Here is a 2,421-nt window from a genome sequence, read left to right as displayed (position 1 = left end):
TCGGAACAAAAACTAATTGAATAATATCAAAAGCTTTTCTATCGGATGATTTTTTCTGCGGTTCATTCAGAATCATTACTAAAGTAAAAATAAAACAAAATAAGGCTATTAATACATCTAAAAGCCCTAGTCAAACACGCGAAACTAAAGCCTAAATTTACCATTTAACCCTCCTGTAGTTCTTGAAAAAATAAAATATTTGCCTGTCTATCTTAATTTTAAACTATTGAAAATGTGAAATTCAGGTTAATAACAGAAAAAGAACAGGAAGAAGAAAGAAAGAGGAAGGAAGAAGTTTGTCAACTGTTCCCTGTTCCCTTTTCCCTACTATATAATGTGAAATTCAGGTTAATAACAGAAAAAGAATAGGAAGAAGGAAGAAGGAGGAAGGAAGAAGTTTGTCAACTCTTCCCTGTTCCCTGTTCCCTATTCCCTACTATATTAAGAATTTATACTTCCCAAAATATACAAACTTAATAATGTTCCACTATTCCATAAACTATGTAATAACATAGAAGATAAAAGATTACGAGACCTGGTATAAACTATTCCTAAAATTATTCCCAAAACTGCTAAAGGTAGCACTTCAGAAATATTCAAATGAGCCAGAGCAAATAAAAAACTACTTGCGACAATTGCTCCCCAAATAGGCAGATATTTTGTCAAAGAAGGTAACAAAAATCCGCGAAACATAATCTCTTCAAAAACTGGTGCAGCAATAGAAGCTGTCACAAAAAATAGAGCTAAAGCTAATCCATCTTGCCCGTTTAAAGCAATAGGTAAAATTGGATTACTGCCACCTTGACCTTGCCATAATTGTTGATTAATTAGAGATATTAAAATTACCATTGGCAAAGCTACAAAATAACCACCTAAACCCCAGAAAAACCAACCACCGCGTAAATCAAATTTAAACCAACCTTCCGGCAAGGGAAAAAATGACTTTAATGATAAATACAATACTAAGAAGCCGCCTAGAGAAAACAAAATATAAGTACCAAGAATATATCCTGCTTGTACCCTAACTCCCATCATTGCAGGTTGCCAATTTGTGAAACTTTTAAAAATCTCTAATCCCAAAGGAATCATAATTTGTCCGACCAAGAAAAACCCTACGACAAATACTTGTAAAATTGTTTCACCATCCCAACTTACTTCCCAAGGTATATCGGCATTTTTTAATAATAAAGATTCCTTTCCAGAAATTAACCATTGCACTCCTAAAAATATCAGTAATCCTACTCCGAATACTAATCCCATTCCCGGCACACCAGCAATAATAGCTAACTTTAATACTGCTTGTTCTGCTATTTCTTGTTCTTGGTTTTGTAGTTCAGCTAAAGCTTCCTGTCTTTCCTGTAATTTGTATAATTCTTTTAAAGCACGATAGCGAAACCATCCATCTAAATTTTGTTGAATTAAAGCTTCTGCATTAGGTAAAATTTTGGCTGGTTTACTCCATATTTCTGCTAAAATTTTTGCTGTTTCTCCTAAAGGTTGATTTGCTGTTTCTGACTCAGTTAAATTTTGCCAACTTTGCCTGGCTTCATTTACTTGATTTTTTTGTACTTGCAAGATACCAATATTAATATCAAATTCATTAATCAGATTTTTTAACTCATTTATATTCTGATTTAACTGTTTATTTTGTGCCGATATCTGCTCTTCTAAAGGCAAATTTTGTAATTTATTTTCTTGTTTTTCCAGTTGTTTTTGAGCAGACTCACGAGCATTTTTGTATTGTATTAATCCAGCTTGATAAGAATCATTACCAATCAAAGCTTGACTAGCTAGATTAAAATTTTTACTGTCTAAATCTTTAGGTTCCCATTCCGCAGCGTGCAACAATAAATTTGTCTGATATAACTCCAGACGACTTTGAATTTGTGGCTGAGTTACACTACTAATTAAAGAAAAACTAAGAAAAGCGATCGCTACAATAGTCAGAATACTTAAAATTAACTTTTTAATTGTCATTAATATCTCCGTAACTAAATACCATTTCAGTTTAAATATCTCACAATTAGTTTCACTCCCATAGCAATTTTCATACTGGTAAGGTACAAAATTCGTTTGTTTTAGGGAAGAAAAAATAGATAGAAAAATTACTCTACCTCAAAAGTATGAGAAACTCTATATTATATGAAATGATATACTGAAATTACTGTAGCGTAAAAATTTTCAGACCATACAATTACTTTTGACTCTTGTTTTTTTCAGGAGCTTTCGAGAATGAAAATATTTGTGGTTTTCCACTGAAGAGTTATAGATAGAAAGACTTGATGAGGGAAAAGCAAGCATTTGTTGAGGCTTCACAGGATGAAAATATTTCTGGTATTTCTCCACAGAAAAATTCCTGAATATGAGCGATTGTCTTTGAATTAGAATATTTTGTTGAATAAAAATTCATGTTTGTAGGCA

Annotated in this window: 1 protein-coding gene; it reads right to left on the bottom strand. The window is 32.1% G+C overall.

Features of this window, described 5'->3' with window-relative positions; translation table 11 throughout:
* Positions 1–441: 441 nt before the first annotated feature.
* On the bottom strand, positions 442–1,977 hold the full coding sequence (locus tag F6K22_RS38740; protein ID WP_293110245.1) for a CPBP family intramembrane glutamic endopeptidase: 1,536 nt from the start codon (positions 1,975–1,977) through the stop codon (positions 442–444).
* Positions 1,978–2,421 lie beyond the last annotated feature (444 nt).

It is taken from the genome of Okeania sp. SIO2F4 (assembly GCF_010672385.1).
GTDB lineage: Bacteria > Cyanobacteriota > Cyanobacteriia > Cyanobacteriales > Microcoleaceae > Trichodesmium.
The sequence above is the reverse complement of the archived record's forward strand: the minus strand, read 5'-3'. Positions and strand labels throughout refer to the sequence as shown.